This is a genomic window from Inquilinus sp. YAF38, from assembly GCF_052113205.1.
In the GTDB taxonomy this organism is placed as follows: Bacteria; Pseudomonadota; Alphaproteobacteria; order DSM-16000; family Inquilinaceae; genus Inquilinus.
Genome location: NZ_JBFRCU010000060.1, coordinates 1 through 17,094 on the forward strand (window position 1 = coordinate 1; position 17,094 = coordinate 17,094).

Here is a 17,094-nt window from a genome sequence, read left to right on the forward strand (position 1 = left end):
GTCTACGACTTCTCGGGCAAGCAGCCCGGCCCCTTCGTCTCGGTCCGCCTGCACGACCCCGGCCTGCCGCGCAAGCTGTTCACGGCCCCGGCGCTGTCGGTCGGCGAAGCCTATATGGATGGCACGCTGACGCTCGAGGACGGGACCACGCTGCGCGACCTGTTCTCCCTGTACGGCCACAACTTCCAGGCGCTGGACGGCTATCCGCTGCAGGCGCTGCTGAATTCGGTCGGCCGCAGGCTGCGCCGGCTGCAGCAGCACAACCCGGTCGGCAAGGCGCAGGAGCACGTCCACCACCATTACGACCTGTCGCGCGAGCTGTTCGAGCTCTTCCTCGACGAGGACATGCAGTACTCCTGCGCCTATTTCGGCGACGGGGTGAGCACGATCGAGGGCGCCCAGATCGCCAAGAAGCGGCACATCGCCGCCAAGCTGCTGCTCGACGACGCCAAGAACGTGCTCGACATCGGCTCCGGCTGGGGCGGCATGGCGATGACGCTGGCCGAGCTGGCGCCGGTCGAGGTGACGGGCGTGACCCTGTCGGTCGAGCAGCAGAAGCTGGCCGAGGAGCGCGCCGCCAAGCGCGGCCTGGGCAACCGGGTGAAGTTCGAGCTGCGAGATTACCGCCAGCTCGACCAGCGCTTTGACCGGATCGTCTCGGTCGGCATGTTCGAGCATGTCGGCGTCGCCCATTATGACGAGTACTTCGCCAAGGTCCGCGAGCTCCTGGCCGATGACGGCGTCATGCTGCTGCATTCGATCGGGCGGATGACCCCGCCGGGCAACACCGGACCCTGGCTGCGCAAATACATCTTCCCGGGCGGCTACGTGCCGGCGCTGTCGGAGGTGCTGGCCGCGGTCGAGCGCCAGGGCCTGTGGGTCACCGATATCGAGATCCTGCGGGTGCACTACGCCGACACGCTGGCGGCCTGGAACGAGCGGTTCCAGCAGCAGCGGGAGCGCATCGCCAAGCTGTATGACGAGCGCTTCTGCCGGATGTGGGAGTTCTACCTGCTGGGCTGCGAGAACGAGTTCCGGATGGGCACCTGCATGGTGTTCCAGATGCAGTTGGCCCGAAAGCGCGACGCCGCCCCCCTCACCCGCGACTACATCACCGATACCGAGCGCCGCTACGCCACCATGGCCACGGCGGCGGAGTAGCCCGTCCTCTCACCTCTATGGCGCCATCCCCGCGGAAGCGGGGATCTCTTTCCGATCGTCCCAAAGGGATTCCCGCTTTCGCGGGAATGACGATTGTTTGGGCGACGGCTCAGATCCGGACCGGGTTGGCTTTGGCGATACGGTCGAGCGCGACCAGGGTGGTCAGCAGCGCCTCGAGCTTGTTCAGCGGCACCATGTTCGGGCCGTCGCTCGGGGCGTGGTCCGGGTCCTGGTGGGTCTCGATGAACACGGCGGCGACACCGATCGAGACCGCCGCCCGGGCCAGCACCGGCACGAATTCGCGCTGGCCGCCCGAGCTGGCGCCCTGCCCGCCCGGCTGCTGCACCGAATGAGTGGCGTCGAACACCACCGGATAGCCGGTCTGGGCCAGGATCGGCAGCGCGCGCATGTCGCTGACCAGGGTGTTGTAGCCGAAGCTGACGCCACGCTCGGTCAGCAGCACCTTGTCATTGCCGGTCGAGGCGATCTTGGCCGCGACATTCTTCATGTCCCAAGGCGCCAGGAACTGGCCCTTCTTGACGTTGATTGCCCGGCCGGTGGCGCCGGCGGCCAGCAGCAGGTCGGTCTGGCGGCACAGGAAGGCCGGGATCTGCAGGATGTCGACCACCTCGGCCACCGGCGCGCATTGCGCCGCGTCGTGGATGTCGGTCAGCACCGGGCAGCCGAATTTCTCACGGATCTCGGCCATGATCGGCAGGCTCTTCTCCATGCCCAGGCCGCGGGCGGCCGAGCCGGAGGTGCGGTTCGCCTTGTCGAAGGAGCTTTTGTAGACCAGCCTGAGGCCGAGCCTGCCGGTGATCTCGACCAGCGCCTGGCTCATCTCCAGCGCGTGCTCGCGGCTTTCCAGCTGGCATGGGCCGGCGATGATGGTCAGCGGGCGGTCATTGGCGAAGGTGACGGGGCCGACGGTGACGGCACGGGCAGCGGTCATGGTCCTGGTCCTCAGACGAGCCGGCTCTGCTCGATCGCGGCGCGGATGAAGTCGGTGAACAGCGGATGCGGATCGAACGGCTTCGACTTCAGCTCCGGATGATACTGGACGCCGATGAACCAGGGGTGGTCCGGCAGCTCCACGATCTCCGGCAGCACGCCGTCGGGCGACAGGCCGGAGAAGAACAACCCGGCCTGCTCCAGCCGCTCGCGGTAGTTGATGTTGACTTCATAGCGGTGGCGGTGGCGCTCGCTGATCTCGGTCGCGCCGTAGATCTCCTGCACCCGGCTGCCCGGCACCAGCGCGGCGGGATAGGCGCCGAGGCGCATGGTGCCGCCGAGGTCGCCGTCGTTGCGGCGGGTCTCCAGCGCGTTGCCGCGGGTCCACTCCGTCATCAGGCCGACCACGGGCTCGTTGGTCGGACCGAACTCGGTCGAGTTCGCCGCCGGCAACCCGGCCATGTGGCGCGCCGCCTCGATCACAGCCATCTGCATGCCGAAGCAGATGCCGAAATACGGTACCTTGCGCTCACGCGCGAACTGGGCAGCGCGGATCTTGCCCTCGGCCCCGCGCTCGCCGAAGCCGCCCGGCACCAGGATGCCGTGGACATGCTCGAGATGGCTAACCGCATCCTCCGATTCGAAGATCTGCGAATCCATCCAGTCGAGCTTGACCTTGACGTTGTTGGCGATGCCGCCATGGGTCAGGGCCTCGGCCAGGCTCTTGTAGCTGTCGATCAGCGAGGTGTACTTGCCGACCACGCCGATGGTGACCTCGCCCTCCGGCGCGCGCACGCGCCGGACGATGCCGGTCCAGCGCGACAAATCCGGCGCCTTCGGCTGAGCGAGGCCGAAATAGGCCAGGACCTGATCGTCGAAGCCTTCCTCGTGATACGAGATCGGCACGTTGTAGATGGTGTCGACGTCGAGGGCGGCGATCACCCGCTCCGGCCGGATGTTGCAGAACAGCGCGATCTTGCGCCGCTCATTGGCGGGGATCGGCCGGTCGGCGCGGCACAGCAGCATCGCCGGCTGGATCCCGACCGACAGCAGCTCCTTCACCGAATGCTGGGTCGGCTTGGTCTTCAGCTCGCCCGCCGCCGGGATGTAGGGCAGCAGCGTGACATGCAGGAACAGCGCGTTCTCCGGCTCGACCTCGTTGCCGAACTGGCGGATCGCCTCGAGGAACGGCAGGCTCTCGATATCGCCGACCGTGCCGCCGACCTCGCAGATGATGAAGTCTTCGTCGGTGATGTCGGAGCGGATGAACTCCTTGATCGCGTCGGTGATGTGCGGGATCACCTGCACCGTGGCGCCGAGATAGTCGCCGCGGCGCTCGCGCGCGATCACGCCCGAATAGATCTTGCCGGTGGTGACGTTGTCGCTCTTGCGGGCGGAGACGCCGGTGAAGCGCTCGTAATGGCCCAGATCCAGGTCGGTCTCGGCCCCGTCATCGGTGACGAAGACCTCGCCGTGCTGGGTCGGGCTCATCGTGCCCGGATCGACGTTGAGATATGGGTCCAGCTTCCGGAGCCGGACCTTGAAGCCCCGCGCCTGAAGAAGTGCCCCGAGTGCTGCTGCGCCCAGTCCCTTGCCAAGCGAGGAGACCACGCCGCCGGTAATGAAGATGTACCGCGTCATGGAATTCGACCCTACCTCAGATTCGTCCAGCCAAAAACAACGGGGCGGCCCCAGACCGGGGCCGCCCCGACATGACAGATATGCCGACGGCTTATTCGGTCGTCGGAACCGACGGCCCCGCCGGCGCGGTGCTGGCCGGCGCGCCCTGCGTCGGCGCTGCCGGCACCTCGTTGACGATCGCCGAGCCGGCACGGTGGGCGCCGGCCATGATCGCCAGGACGATGCTCGTGATCATGAACGCGCCCGCCAGGCCGGCGGTGACCCGGGTCAGCAGGTTGGCCTGGCCGCGGATCGAAACCAGCCCGCCGCCGCCACCGCCGCCGATGCCCAGGCCACCGCCCTCGCTGCGCTGGATCAGGATCACCCCGATCAGGGAGACGGCGATCAGGACGTGGATGACGAGCAAGACCTGCTGCACTGGACACCTGTCGACAAACGAAAACGGCCGGCTGCGCCCAGCAGCCGGCGATGGCGCTTATGTAGCGAAGACCAGCCCCCAATACCAGCCCCTCGCTGCGCCCGCGCATGACCTGCGCTGCATTCCGGCGCTGCTAATGTCTGACATGGCATTGACGCCCGCGGCGCCACGGCCGATCCTAACCTGATTCAGACCCCGGGAGGAGCACCATCGTGGCGACGAAGTTCGGCATCGGCCAGCCCATGCGCCGCAGCGAAGACCCCCGCCTGCTCAAAGGCGCCGGTCGCTACACCGACGATGTCTCCGCCCCGGGCCAGGCGCAGGCCTGGTTCCTGCGGTCGCCCTTCGCCCATGCCGAGATCCGCGGCATCGACACGACGGCGGCCGCGGCGATGCCGGGCGTGATCGGCATCGTCACCATCGCCGATCTCGATGCGGACGGGATCGCCGACCTGAAATGCTACGCCCCGGTGAAGAACCGCGACGGCTCCGACCAGGTGCTGCCGCCGCGGCCGATCCTGGCGCGCGGCCGGGTCCGCCATGTCGGCGAGGCGGTGGCGCTGGTGGTGGCCGAGACCATCGAACAGGCCAAGGACGCGGCCGAAGCGATCGAGGTCGACTATGATTCGCTGCCGTCGGCGACCGACCCCGTCGGCACGCTCGAGGGCCCGGCGATCTGGGATGCCGCCCCCACCAACCTTTGCTTCGACTGGGAGTTCGGCGAGAAGGACAAGGTCGAGTCGCTGTTCGCCCAGGCCGACCGGATCGTGAAGGTCGACCTCGTCAACAACCGGGTCGTCGCCTCGCCGATGGAGCCGCGCTGCTGCCACGCCGACTGGGACGCGACCGACGGCCGCTTCGTGCTCTACGTCTCCTGCCAGGGCGTGCACATGCTGCGCGACATGCTGGCGAACGACATCTTCAAGCTGCCGCCGGACCGGTTCCTGGTCCGCAGCACCGATGTCGGCGGCGGCTTCGGCATGAAGCTGTTCATGTATCCGGAATACCCGGCGACGCTGTATGCCGCGCGCAAGTTCGGCCGGCCGGTGAAGTGGACGTCGGAGCGGACCGAGGCCTTCATCAGCGACGACCACGGCCGCGACAACGTCACCACGGTCGAGCTGGCGGTCGACAAGGACGCCCGCTTCCTGGCGCTGCGCGTCGACCTGATCGCCAATATGGGCGCGTACCTGTCGAACTTCGCGCCGTTCATCCCGACCATGGCCGGCGGCGCCCAGATGCTGAACGGCCTGTACACGCTGCAGGGCGTCTATGAGCGGGTGCGCGGCGTGTTCACCAACACCCAGCCGGTCGACGCCTATCGTGGCGCCGGGCGGCCGGAGGCGGCCTATAATGTCGAGCGCATCGTCGACCACGCGGCGCGGGTGCTCGGCATCGACCCGGTCGAGCTGCGGCGGCGCAACTTCATCCCGCCCTCGGCCATGCCCTACGCCACGGTCACCGGCGTGACCTATGACAGCGGCGAGTTCACCCGCAACCTCGAGGAGGCGGCGCAGATCGCCGATGTCGCCGGCTTCGAGGCACGCCGGCGCGACTCGGCCGGCAAGGGCAGGTACCGCGGGCTCGGCATCGCCACCTATGTCGAGGCCTGCGCCGGCGGCGAGGACGAGGCCGCCGATGTCCGGGTCGCCCGCGACGGCAAGGTCACGGTCTATGTCGGCACCCAGACCAACGGCCAGGGCCACGAGACCGCCTACAAGCAGATCATCGCCGAGCATCTCGGCGTCGAGCCCGACAACATCACCATCGTCCAGGGCGACACCGACCTGGTCCGCACCGGCAACGGTACCGGCGGCTCGCGCTCCATCCCGGTCGGCGGCGCCGCGATCCGCGACGGGTCGCTGAAGGTCCAGGACAAGGCCAAGCTGCGGGCGGCGGACCTGCTGGAGACGGCGGCGGTCGATATCGCCCTTGTCGACGGCCGCTTCACCGTGGTCGGCACCGACCGGGCGTTGACCCTGGCCGAGATCGCCGCCCAGACCGAGTCGGCCGCCGACACCGAGATCGTGTTCGAGGAGCGCGGCAGCTTCGCCCCGCCCTCGGCGACCTTCCCGAACGGCGCCCATATCGTCGAGCTGGAGATCGACGGCGACACCGGCGCGCTGGAGATCCTGCGCTACACCGTGGTCGACGATTTCGGCCGGGTGCTGAACCCGCTGATGGTGACCGGCCAGGTCCATGGCGGCATCGCCCAGGGGCTCGGCCAGGCGCTGCTGGAGCACGCGGTGTTCGACCCCGACAGCGGCCAGTTGCTGTCCGGCTCGTTCATGGACTACGCCATGCCGCGGGCGGTCGACCTGCCCTTCGTCACCTTCAAGTACAACGAGATCCCCTGCACCACGAACCCGCTCGGAGTGAAGGGCGCCGGCGAGGCCGGGGCGATCGGCGCGCCGCCGTCGATCATCAACGCCATCGTCGACGCGCTGTCGCCGCTCGGGGTCGAGCATATCGATATGCCGGCGACGCCGCAGAAGCTGTGGCAGATCATCAACAGCCGGCAGCAGCGCCAGGCGGCGGAGTAGCGTCAGGCAAAGGCAGCGGCGCCGTCCCAGCGAGTCCAGAAGCTCGCCGGGACACCGCCGTGCCGGGCGTGGAACGCCTCGAGGCGCTGGCGGCTCCTGGGCTTGCCGCCAGTCTCGATCGCGATGCCGAGGAACCGGGCGGCGTTCATCCCCATGAAGCCGGCCGCCTGGGTGGCGCTCATGGCGAGCCGGCTGGTCAGGATGGTCCGCATCCCCTCGTAATAGGCCTCGTTTCCGGGGGCCTTCGACAGCATCACCCAATCGGTCCCATACATCAGGCGGGATCGGGCCGGGCCGCCCTGGCTGTCCAGGATGCCGTTCAGCGCTCCCAGCACCGTCCCGTTCGTCGCCTTCTGAGCGGCGGTCCGCTCCGCCACCGCGTCGTAGTCGCTCAGATCGGCATAGAGGTTGGGATAGGTCGCCATCATCGCGACGATCGCCGCGGTCCAGCCGTTGGACCCGACCTCGGCAAGATCCCAGAAGCCGCCGAAATGTCCAAGATTCAGGCGCAAACTCGGCCATCTCTCGAGCACCGGCCGCCAGGCGTCCGGCGAACCGCGCTGGCCTGCCGCCGGGTTCGGGAACTGGCTGTACGAGCAATGCGCCATCACCGGCACATCCTCGGCGACGCACCAGTCGTAGAGCGCGGCCAGGCCCTGATCGAGACGAGTTGCCCAGTCCGGCCGGGTCTGCCGGAGCCTGGCAGGATAGGTTGCGGGATCGGCTTCGGCGTTGCCGTAAGGCAGGAAGCCCATGACCGGGTACAGCTTCACGCCGATGAAGCCGCGCTGCTCGACGGCATCCTTGACCATCGCCAGGAGGCCGGGCTCGACCATCTGCCGCCAGGGGCAGAACGGCACATAGGGATGAACCGCATAGGGCCCCGGCCGGCGCGCGATCGCGGACATCACGTCGATCTGGTCGCGCAGCGGGCTGCTCTCCTCGTTCAGCCACTTGCCGTAGTCGATCAGGGCCGGGACCAGCAGGGCCACGTCGCCGCCGTTCCGCGCCGGCAGGGTGATCAGCCGCTGCACCAGCTCGGTCCGCGGGCGGGTCACCAGCTGGGCGAGGCGGAACACGCCGGTGACCCCGTCCTCGACGGCGGTGACGCCTCGCGCCGCATCCGTCGGCAGCGCGGCCGTCCGGCCCCGCGACGACAACGCCAGCGATCTCGCCGCACGGCTCGGGTCGCGGTTCGCCAGCCGCTCCAGCAGCTCTAAATCGCCACCGCCGGGGGCGGCTCTGGTCGCCAGCCTCTCGCCGTCCCCGGGCAGCAGTTCCACCGCCTTCTGGCGAAAGGCCGCAGCCTCACTCGTGTTGGCCACGAGATCCGCCGCCGCGCGCTCGATATCCGCCCGGATCGAATCGCCGTCGGCGGGCGTCCGGCCGCTCTCGAGCTCCCGAAGCTCCCGCTGCGGCGACCAGGCGCTGCGGTTCATGATCAGCGACACCAGGGTCACCAGCGGGACCAGCGGCAACCCGCCGACCGGCTGTCCTTCCAACACCACGTCGAGCACGAAGCTGGCGATCGGCAGGTCCCGGGCATTGAAGACATGGCAGTGGACGTCGATGGCATAGGCCGTGTCCGGAATCACCGGCAGCGGTTTCACCGGATCCAGCCGGCGGCATCCGAGCGAGGCCAGCAACGCGGCACCGCCGAGCCCGAGAAGCGCGTCCCGCCGATGCAATCCGGGCGGAGAGACGATGGCCATGGGTCCTCCAAATTCTTGATCGAAATGCGGGAACGGGTCGAGCTATGAAACCAATAGAAGCGAAATCTTTGGCTATTCGGAGGCAATTCGCGGCACGAACGTTACAAATCGATCGCGGATCTGGACGGAACGGAGCGGGCTAGGACATAGCGGTGTCCTCCCCGGCGAGACCGCGCCGCTGACGCCGGAACAGCGCGGCCAGAGCCTCGGCCACGGCGCGGACGGCAGCGTCGCGGCGCAGGTCGCCATGCAGCATCAGATAGACGTCCTCGGCCAGTTCCGGCACCGGGTCGCCGAGGCGCCGCAGCCGGTCGTCGGCATCGCCCAGGAAGCAGGGCAGCAGCGCCACGCCGAGCCCGTCGGCCGCCGCCCGGTGGCGCAGATAGACCTCGCCCAGCCGGCAGCGCGTCGTGCCCCGGGCGGCCACGGCGTCGAACCAGGCGGATTGCGACGGCGTCCGCTCCGGCTCCAGCAGGCCGATGAAGTCCAGGCCGGCGAGGCTGTCGTGCCCGCGCTGCTCCATGTAGGTCCGCGCGGCATAGAGGGCGAAGCCGATGTGGCCGATCCGGCGGGCCGCCAGATCACCCTCCTCCGGCACCCGGCGCATGCGCAGCGCGATGTCGGCCTCGCGCCGGGCGAGATTGGCCCTGGCGCGCGAAGTGCCGATCGCGATCGCCTGGCCGCTCTCGGCCAGCAGCGCCTGCAGATGGCCGGCCAGGAACAGCGAGACCGAGCTGGTGGCGGTCACCTGCACCGGCTCGGTCTCAGCCGCGGCCGCCTGATGCAGCTGGCGGAGCACGGCGCCCGCCCCCTCCTCCATGCCGCCGGCGGCCTGCAGCAGCGCCCGGCCCTGGGCGGTCAGCTCCAACCGGTTCGGCAGCCGGTCGAACAGCCGGGCGCCGGCCAGCTCCTCCAGCGACCGCAGGTGCCGACCGATGGTCGGCTGGCTCAGCCGCAGGCGCCGCGCGGCCTCGGTCAGGCTGCCGGCCCGGGCGACGGCGAGGAAGATGCGGATGTCGTCCCAGTTCGGCTCGCCCACGCTCAGTCCAGAAGTCGGTGCAACTGGGCGTATTGCAGCAGGAGAATGGTCTTGCCGTCCATGATCTCGCCGCGCCCGACCATGGCCAGCGCCTCGGCCAGGGTCGGCTCCAGGATCTCGATGTCCTCGCCCTCCGCGGCGACGCCACCGCCATCCGTGGTGCGGTCCGCCGGACTGTATTCGGCGACGAAGAAGACCAGCCGCTCGGTCACCGACCCCGGGCTCATGAAGGCTTCGAACACCCGGCGCGGCGCCGCCACCCGATAGCCGGTCTCCTCCTCCGCCTCCTGGCGGATGGCGGTCTCCGGGTCGCGGTCGTCAAGCAGGCCGGCGCAGGCCTCGATCAGCGGCTCCGGGTGGCCGTTGACATAGGCCGGGAAGCGGAACTGCCGGGTCAGCAGCACCCGGCCGCGCGCCGGGTCGTACAGCAGGATCGCCGCGCCATTGCCGCGGTCATAGGTCTCGCGGCTGAGGGTCTGCCAGCTGCCGTCCTGGCGCCGGTAGTCGAAGGTGGTCTTCTTCAGCACGTACCAGTCGTCGGACAGGGTCTCGACCGACTGGATCCGGATCCGGTCCTGCATGTCGGGAGAAAGGGACGCCAAGATGCCTCCATCAATCTTGTAGATGAGGGAGGCATCCTGACGGCGGCCACAGCGGCAGGCAGCACCCCAGCGCTGAACGACCGGCATTCAGAATTGGAGGGCTGCGCCCCGCCCTAGGTCAGCCTCTCCCACAGGAAGGCGTGGATCAGCGCCTGGTTGAAGGCGGTCTGGGCGTTGTTGGCGGCGGCGCCGTGGCCGCCCTCGATGTTCTCGTAGTAGAGGACGTCCTTGCCCATCGCGGTCATCAGGGCCGCCATCTTGCGGGCATGGCCGGGGTGCACCCGGTCGTCGCGGGTCGAGGTCAGGAACAGCACCGGCGGATAGGCCGCGTCCTGCCGCAGGTTCTGGTAGGGCGAGAAGGTCTGCAGGAACGCCCAGTCCTCCGGCTTGTCCGGGTCGCCGTATTCCGCGGCCCAGGAGGCGCCGGCCAGCAGCTTGGTGTAGCGCTTCATGTCGAGCAGCGGCACGGCGCAGACGATGGCGCCGAACAGCTCGGGATAGGTCGTCAGCATGTTGCCGACCAGGAGGCCGCCATTGCTGCCGCCCTCGATGCCGAGATGCGGGACCGAAGTGATGCCGCGGGCCACCAGGTCGCGCGCCACGGCGGCGAAATCCTCATAGGCGCGCGGCCGGTTCTCGCGCAAAGCCGCCTGGTGCCAGCGCGGGCCGTATTCGCCGCCGCCGCGGATGTTGGCGACGGCATAGACGCCGCCACGGTCGAGCCACAGCCGCCCCTCGCCCGGGATGTAGTGCGGCAGCAGCGGCACCTCGAAGCCGCCATAGCCGGTCAGCAGCACCGGGGCCGTGCCGTCGCGCGGCAGGTCCTTTCGCGCCACCACGAAGTACGGCACCCGCGTGCCGTCGGCCGAGGCGACGAAATGCTGCTCCACCGCATAGGGCGTGGCGTCGAAGAAGGAAGGCGCCTGCTTGAGCGATTCGAAGCCGGACTCGCCGGCGGTGCCGCGATGCAGCGTGTCCGGCTCGAGGAAGCCGGAGGCCAGCACCAGGATCTCGTCGTCCTGGTGCGGGGTGGTGGCGACATAGGCGATGGTCGCGGCCTCGGGCAGGCCCTCCAGGGTCCCGCGCTGCCAGCCGCCCTCGCCCGGCGTCAGCACATCGACCCGGCTCTTCACATCGTCGAGGATCTGCAGCACCAGGTGGTTGCGGGTGCCGGAATAGCTCGACAGCGCCGTGGTCTCACTCGGCTCGAACAGCACGGCGAGCTCGCGCTTGCCAGCCAGCCAGTCGTCGAACCGGGCGGCCAGCAGCGCGCCGCCAGAATAGGTGTTGCCGCCGACGGTCCAGTCCGTCCGCGGCGACACCAGCAGCCAGGGCCCGTGGGTGCCGGCCTCGGCGTCGCGCGGCAGGTCGACCAGGGTGAGGGCGCCGTCGTCGCCCAGCAGGAACAGCTCGCTGGTGTAGAAGTCGATGCGCCGGGCGACGAAATCGCGCTCGAAGCCGGGGAAGCGGTCGTGGAAGGCGTCCACCGCGAGGTCGTCCTCCTGCCCCTCATAGACGGTCGCCGCCGCCTCCAGGGGCTCGCCGCGCCGCCACAGCTTCGAGATCCGCGGATAGCCGGAACGGGTCAGCGACCCCGGCCCGAAATCGGTGCCGACATAGATCGAATCGGAATCCTTCCAGCCGAAGCGGCTCTTGGCCTCGGGCAGGAAGAAGCCGTCAGCGACGAAGCTGCGGCTTTCCAGATCGAATTCGCGGACGACATGGGCGTCGGCGCCGCCGCGCGACAGGGCGACCAGGCAGCGCCGGTAGTCCGGCTCCAGCACGTCGGAGCCATGCCAGACCCAGTTCTCGCCCTCCGCCTCGGCTAGGGCGTCGAGGTCGAGCAGCACCTCCCACACCGGCTCGGCGGTGCGGAACGAGGCCAGCGTCGTGCGCCGCCACAGGCCACGCGGATGGGCGGCGTCACGCCAGAAATTGTAGTAGCGGTCGCCGCGGCGGACGACATGCGGCAGCTTGGCCTCGGAATCGAGGATCTCCAGCATCTGCCGGCGCATCCGCTCGAACTCCGCGGTCTCGGCGAAGCGGCCGGTGCTCTCGGCATTGCGCGCCCGGACCCAGTCGAGGGCCGTCGTGCCGTCGATGTCCTCGAGCCACAGAAAGGGATCAGCGTCCATGGTGCCCGTGCCGGTTCAATCCGTTGGCCGGCCAGAATAGGGACGGCCGCCGGATCGGGCCAGCGTTACGGGCGAGGCTGCGACAAACGCCCCTTACAGCCCCGGACGGTAGTTCGGGGCCTCGTGGGTCACGGTGATGTCGTGGACATGGCTCTCGCGCAGGCCGGCATTGGTGATGCGCACGAACTCCGCCCGCTGGTGCAGGTCGGCGATGGTGCGGCTGCCGGTGTAGCCCATCGCCGCCTTCAGACCGCCGACCAGCTGGTGGACGACATTGGCGACCGGCCCCTTGTACGGCACCCGGCCCTCGACGCCCTCCGGCACCAGCTTCAGCGTGTCCGACACCTCCTGCTGGAAGTAGCGGTCGGCCGAGCCGCGCGCCATGGCGCCAAGCGAGCCCATGCCCCGATAGCTCTTGTAGGACCGGCCCTGGTACAGGATCACCTCGCCCGGCGCCTCATCGGTGCCGGCGAACAGCGAGCCGAGCATCACCACGTCGGCGCCGGCAGCGATCGCCTTGGCCAGGTCGCCCGAATATTTGATGCCGCCGTCGGAGATCACCGGGATGCCGGCCTTGCGGCAGACCTCGACGCAGTCCATGACCGCGGTCAGCTGCGGCACGCCGACGCCGGCGACCATGCGAGTGGTGCAGATCGACCCCGGGCCGATGCCGACCTTGACCGCGTCCGCCCCGGCGTCGATCAGGGCCCTGGCGGCGTCGCCGGTGGCGACGTTGCCGGCGACGATCTGGGTCGAGTTCGACAGGCGGCGCGCCCGCTCGACGCTCTTCAGAACGCCCTCGGAATGGCCGTGCGCGGTGTCCAGCACCAGCACGTCGACGCCGGCGTCGAACAGCGCCTCGGCGCGCGAGATGCCCTTGTCGCCGGTGCCGGTGGCGGCGGCGACACGAAGCCGCCCCTGCTCGTCCTTGCAGGCATTCGGGTGCAGCTGGGCCTTGAGGATGTCCTTGACCGTGACCAGGCCGATGCAGCGGTAGTCCTGGTCGACGACCAGCAGCTTCTCGAGCCGGTTCTGGTGCAGCAGGCGCTTGGCCTCGTCCTTGCCGACCCCCTCGCGCACCGTGACCAGCCGGTCCTTGGTCATCAGCTCGCGCACCGGCTGGGTCGGGTTGGTGGCGAAGCGGACGTCGCGGTTGGTCAGGATGCCGACCAGCTTGCCGTTCTGCTCCACCACCGGGAAGCCGGAGATGCCGTGCCGGTCCATCAGCGCCAGCGCCTCGGCCATGCTGGCGTCGGAGCCGATGGTGATCGGGTTCACCACCATGCCGCTCTCGAAGCGCTTCACCTTGCGCACTTCCTCGGCCTGGCGCTCGATGTCGAGGTTGCGGTGGATCACGCCGATGCCGCCGGCCTGGGCCATGGCGATCGCCAGCGGCGCCTCGGTCACCGTGTCCATGGCGGCGGAGAGCAGCGGGATGCCGAGCTCGATGCGCTTGGTCAAGTGGGTCCGCGTGTCCGCATCGGCGGGCAGGATCGACGAGGCCTGCGGGACCAGCAGGACGTCATCGAAGGTCAGGGCGTCGCGGAACTGCATGTGGAGGCTCCCAGAGCTTGGAAGCGCCGCAATATAACCCCCCTCGGTCCGTTGTGAAGCGCAGATCTAGGGGGCCTGCGTTGCGTCCCGCGGACCGGAGCTGCGGAAATCGGTCGCGACGATGTAGACCTCGGCGCTGTCCTGCCGGCTGGCGGCAGGCTTGACGTGGCGGACCTTGGCGAAGTTGCGCTTCAGCACGTCGAGCAGCTCCTTCTCGGCCCCGCCCTGGAACAGCTTGGCGACGAAGGCGCCGCCCGGCACCAGCACATCGACCGCGAACTCGATCGCGGTCTCGGCCAGCGCCATGATTCGCAGATGGTCGGTCATCTGGTGGCCGACGGTCGGCGCCGCCATGTCGCTGAGCACGAGGTCGGCCGGGCCGGCCAGCGCCTGCTTCAGCCGGTCCGGTGCCGCGGGGTCGAGGAAGTCCATCTCCAGGATGGTCGCGCCGGGCACCGGGTCCATGCCGAGATAGTCGATCCCGACCACCTTGCCCTGCGGCCCGACCCGCTCCAGCGCCACCTGGATCCAGCCGCCGGGGGCGCAGCCGAGATCGACCACGCGCATGCCGCGGCGCAGCAGTTTCAGCTTGTCGTCGAGCTGCACCAGCTTGAAGGCGGCGCGCGAGCGGTAGCCCAGGCGCTTCGCCTCGGCGACATAGGGATCGTTGAGCTGGCGCTCGAGCCAGCGGGTCGAGGACAGGGTGCGCTGCTTGGCGGTCTTCACGCGCACGGCCAGGCCGCGGCTGCCGCGGCCGCTCGGCCCCCCTGCCCTTGCGGCGCTCGGCTTCTTCGGTGTCTTCATGTCACTCGGATCGTGTCTGGCGGATGGTATCAGGCGTGAAGCGCCTGCGCCTCGGCCAGCAGGTCGAACAGGATGCCCTCGCGCACGCCGCGGTCGCCGACCCGCAGCTTGCCGACCGGCCAGGTGTCGCAGATCGCCTCAAGGATGGCGCAGCCGGCCAGCACCAAGTCGGCGCGGTCGCGGCCGATGCAGGGATAGGACGACCGCCCGGCATAGTCGAGGCCGAGCAGCATGCGGCTGGCGCGCCGCGCCTCCTCGAAGCTCAGGGTGCTGCCATCGACCTCGGAGCGGATGTAGCGCGGCAGGCCGAGATGCACCCCGGCCAGCGTGGTCACGGTGCCGGAGGAGCCGATCATCTGCACCCGGCCCTGGGCGATCAGCCCGCGCAGGTTGTTGCGCGCCTCGAAATCGGCCAGGGCGGCGGCGGTCGTCGCGGTCATCGCCGCATAGGTCTCGACCGAGACCTCGTGGCCGCCATGCAGCTCGGCCAGGGAGACGACGCCGAGCGGCATGCTGAGCGCATCGAGCGTCACCGCCTGGCCGTCGGCATCGATCTCCAGCCAGGTCAGCTCGGTCGACCCGCCGCCGATGTCGAAGATGATCGCATGCGGGATCGTCCGGTCCAGCAGCGGGGCGCAGCCGGCCGCGGCCAGTCGCGCCTCCTCCGTCGCCGGGATCATCTCCAGCTGCAGGCCGGTCTCGCGCCGCACCCGGTCGCGGAAGGCCGGGAAGTTGCCGGCTTGGCGGCAGGCCTCGGTGGCCACCGCACGCGACAGGATCACGTTCTGCCGCCGCATCTTGGCGGCGCAGATGCGCAACGCCGACAGCGTGCGCTGGATCGCCTCGGGCTGCAGCCGCCCGGTGGCGCCGACGCCCTCGCCCAGCCGGACGATGCGGCTGAAGGCGTCGACCACCTGGAAGCCGCCGGTCGCGGCGCGCGCGATCAGCAGCCGGCAGTTGTTGGTGCCGAGATCTACCGCGGCGTAAAGAGGTTCGAGCCTCGGCGCCCGACGCTGATCGCCGGCCGCGGTGGCCTCGGCGATCGCAATCGACTCCACCACTGACATTCCTTCCATGGCCGTCCGTCCCGTTTCGAACGGCGCCTCCGTCCCTTCACTGAACTGTAGCGCAGCCACGGCCAAAGTGGAAATGCCCCCGGAGTCGCATCCAGGGCGATCGGATGACGTGGCGAAGCGGCCCTGCGCCCCCTGATGGTCCGCGGCCAGCGCCGAAACCCCGTGTCCGTGCTGCAATTCGCATCACAGGCGGATACGGGCGGCGATCCACAGGACGGGTACGGTCTCGGCCCATAGGGCGGAGCTCGGCCTCGCGCGGGCGGCGGTTTTCGGCCCGATCGGCCTATGTCTGCCGGTCGGGCGGCGGCCGGGGATCGGGCGCGGGCGGCGCGGTGCCGGTCGGGCCGCATCGCCGGGGCTGGGCGGATACCGGTAGGGTGCGGACGACATTGCCGGACCGGTCGAAGACCTCGCCGGTGGTGAGGTCGTGCCGCCAGTATTCGCCTTCGGGTCCGCCGAAGTCGCTGGCCCATATGAGGTGCGCGTCGGGAAAGGACGGGTCCTGCGGCGGCGGGGCGGCTGCGGCCCTGCCGACGGTCCCGCCCGGTGACTTCGGGCCGGCGCCATCGGCACCGGCGGTTCCGTCGGGGTCGAGGGCGCGGCGGGACAGGCCGATGTCGCGGCGGAGCCGCTGGATCAGGATCTCGATCGGCAGGGCGGTGTCGGCGAGGTCGGCGTCGATACGCTCGTCCTCGGTGAGCCGTTCCCAGAGCTCGGCGGTGAGCCTTTCCTTGGCCTCGGGCTTCTCGGCGGCGATGGCGCGGGAGAGGCGCTCGGCGACGGCGCGGCGCCGGTCGTCCTTCTCGCTCCGCCGCCGGTCCTTGTGGCTTTCGGCCTCGCGTTGCGCCTTCTCGCGCTGCTCCCGCAGCTTCATCTTGAGGGCGATGGCGCGGCGGATGCCGAGGAAGAGGCTGCTGAAGCGGGTCTCCGCCTCCCCGGCGCGGTCGAGATCGCCGGCCTCGAGGGCGGCCATGCCCTGGGCCTGGAAGCCGCGGGCCAGCCCCTCGGCGAGCCCCGCCAGCCCGGACAGCATCGCAACGTCGTCCGTGGCCGGCGAAGCGGCGAAGGGGGTCCCGGAATTGATGGCACCATCGACCATTCCCATATTAGAACAAAATAGGAACATTAAGTCAAGCAAAGCCGCATCCGATTTGATTTGCAGAGCAGCCCCATGCCGTCATGACGAGCGGAGCGTGGCCATCCAGTCCTTCAGCCGCCGCACATGATGGCGACAGTCTGGATGGCACGCCCTTGCGGGGCTCGCCATGACGGCTTTTTTCATGGAGACCGGGAGAGAGTCCGAGAACCGGCCGGGCGATCCGTCCGCCGCGAGCGCCGGTGATGATCGGCAACGGATCGGACCGGCGGCGGCAGGGTCGCATCCGCTTTCGGCATGGCTGCCGTTCCTGCACGCGGGCCTTTACACGGGCGGATCGCTGGGGTAGACACCCTCCCGCC

Annotated in this window: 13 protein-coding genes; 2 read left to right on the forward strand and 11 right to left on the reverse strand. The window is 69.4% G+C overall.

The features are described from left to right. Positions 1 to 1,161, forward strand: a 1,161-nt coding sequence (locus AB4Z01_RS23540; RefSeq protein WP_441698120.1) for a class I SAM-dependent methyltransferase, incomplete at its 5' end; no start/stop codon positions are given. A 109-nt stretch (positions 1,162 to 1,270) separates the two neighbouring features. Here the strand turns inward: AB4Z01_RS23540 and kdsA are convergent. The 3 genes from kdsA to secG form a co-directional block, all read right to left on the reverse strand. Beyond that, positions 1,271 to 2,113, reverse strand: a complete 843-nt coding sequence (gene kdsA / locus AB4Z01_RS23545) for a 3-deoxy-8-phosphooctulonate synthase (RefSeq protein WP_441698122.1) — start codon at positions 2,111 to 2,113, stop codon at positions 1,271 to 1,273. A gap of 11 nt (positions 2,114 to 2,124) precedes the next feature. Further along, on the reverse strand, positions 2,125 to 3,753 hold the full coding sequence (locus AB4Z01_RS23550; RefSeq protein ID WP_441698124.1) for a CTP synthase: 1,629 nt from the start codon (positions 3,751 to 3,753) through the stop codon (positions 2,125 to 2,127). A 91-nt stretch (positions 3,754 to 3,844) separates the two neighbouring features. Next, complete coding sequence (gene secG / locus AB4Z01_RS23555; RefSeq protein WP_441698126.1) at positions 3,845 to 4,171, reverse strand: preprotein translocase subunit SecG; 327 nt, start codon at positions 4,169 to 4,171, stop codon at positions 3,845 to 3,847. 212 nt (positions 4,172 to 4,383) lie between these two features. Here secG and AB4Z01_RS23560 point away from each other — a divergent pair, with 212 nt between their 5' ends. Beyond that, a complete protein-coding gene (locus tag AB4Z01_RS23560) occupies positions 4,384 to 6,714 on the forward strand; it encodes a xanthine dehydrogenase family protein molybdopterin-binding subunit (protein WP_441698128.1) in 2,331 nt (776 codons plus the stop codon). A 2-nt stretch (positions 6,715 to 6,716) separates the two neighbouring features. On the opposite strand, the gene AB4Z01_RS23565 is transcribed toward AB4Z01_RS23560, so the two are convergent. The 8 genes from AB4Z01_RS23565 to AB4Z01_RS23600 form a co-directional block, all read right to left on the reverse strand. Continuing rightward, the gene (locus tag AB4Z01_RS23565; RefSeq protein ID WP_441698130.1) at positions 6,717 to 8,426 is read right to left on the reverse strand and encodes an amidohydrolase family protein; all 1,710 of its coding nucleotides are present in this window, start codon (positions 8,424 to 8,426) and stop codon (positions 6,717 to 6,719) included. Positions 8,427 to 8,565: 139 nt separating this feature from the next. Continuing rightward, the gene (locus AB4Z01_RS23570; RefSeq protein ID WP_441698132.1) at positions 8,566 to 9,465 is read right to left on the reverse strand and encodes a LysR family transcriptional regulator; all 900 of its coding nucleotides are present in this window, start codon (positions 9,463 to 9,465) and stop codon (positions 8,566 to 8,568) included. A 2-nt stretch (positions 9,466 to 9,467) separates the two neighbouring features. After that, the gene (locus AB4Z01_RS23575) at positions 9,468 to 10,067 is read right to left on the reverse strand and encodes an NUDIX domain-containing protein (RefSeq protein ID WP_441698134.1); all 600 of its coding nucleotides are present in this window, start codon (positions 10,065 to 10,067) and stop codon (positions 9,468 to 9,470) included. 113 nt (positions 10,068 to 10,180) lie between these two features. Continuing rightward, on the reverse strand, positions 10,181 to 12,202 hold the full coding sequence (locus AB4Z01_RS23580; RefSeq protein ID WP_441698135.1) for a prolyl oligopeptidase family serine peptidase: 2,022 nt from the start codon (positions 12,200 to 12,202) through the stop codon (positions 10,181 to 10,183). A gap of 93 nt (positions 12,203 to 12,295) precedes the next feature. After that, entirely contained in the window at positions 12,296 to 13,756 is a 1,461-nt protein-coding gene (gene guaB / locus AB4Z01_RS23585) for an IMP dehydrogenase (protein WP_441698137.1), read from the reverse strand. Positions 13,757 to 13,822: 66 nt separating this feature from the next. Beyond that, a complete protein-coding gene (locus tag AB4Z01_RS23590) occupies positions 13,823 to 14,560 on the reverse strand; it encodes an RlmE family RNA methyltransferase (protein ID WP_441698139.1) in 738 nt (245 codons plus the stop codon). A gap of 29 nt (positions 14,561 to 14,589) precedes the next feature. Continuing rightward, positions 14,590 to 15,636 carry a Ppx/GppA phosphatase family protein gene (locus AB4Z01_RS23595; protein WP_441698141.1) on the reverse strand — a complete coding sequence of 349 codons (1,047 nt, stop codon included), beginning with the start codon at positions 15,634 to 15,636 and terminating at the stop codon, positions 14,590 to 14,592. Positions 15,637 to 15,919: 283 nt separating this feature from the next. After that, positions 15,920 to 16,735, reverse strand: a complete 816-nt coding sequence (locus AB4Z01_RS23600) for a hypothetical protein (RefSeq protein ID WP_441698143.1) — start codon at positions 16,733 to 16,735, stop codon at positions 15,920 to 15,922. Between the last annotated feature and the right edge of the window lie 359 nt (positions 16,736 to 17,094).